1 pseudogene is annotated in these 431 nt (G+C 66.8%); it reads left to right on the top strand.

The annotated features are described in order from the left end of the window. Positions 1–431, top strand: a pseudogene (locus NE591_RS12535) (hypothetical protein); the annotation flags it as partial.

Here is a 431-nt window from a genome sequence, read left to right as displayed (position 1 = left end):
CTGGGCGCGGCCCTTTCCGCGGGCATCATTAGCGCGGGCGGTACCGTGCTCGAGGCCGGTATCATCCCTACGCCGGGCGTGGCCCTGCTCGTGCGCGAGATGCGCGCGCCGGGCGGCGCGGTCATCTCCGCCTCTCACAATCCGCCGGAGTACAACGGCATCAAGTTCTTCGATGCTCAGGGCTTCAAGCTGCCCGACGCCGTGGAAGACGAGATTGAGGCCTTCATTGTCAACGGTGGCTTGGAAGGCGAGGTCGCTGCCGCCGAGGAGGCCGCCTGGAGCGCCGCTCAAGCTGCTGCGCCCGATACTCCCGCCGATGCGACGAGCTATCTGGCCTCCGAGATCAAGATGCCTGCTGGTGCCGAGGTGATGGCGCCTAAAGCCTACAACGTGGCTCCCGAAGTTCTCGCTGGCGCCGAGGTGCAGGTGGG

This window comes from Adlercreutzia sp. DFI.6.23 (genome assembly GCF_024462535.1).
GTDB classification, from domain to species: Bacteria; Actinomycetota; Coriobacteriia; order Coriobacteriales; family Eggerthellaceae; genus Adlercreutzia; species Adlercreutzia rubneri.
Note: the sequence above shows the minus strand (reverse complement) of the source record. Positions and strands in the feature narration are given on the sequence as shown.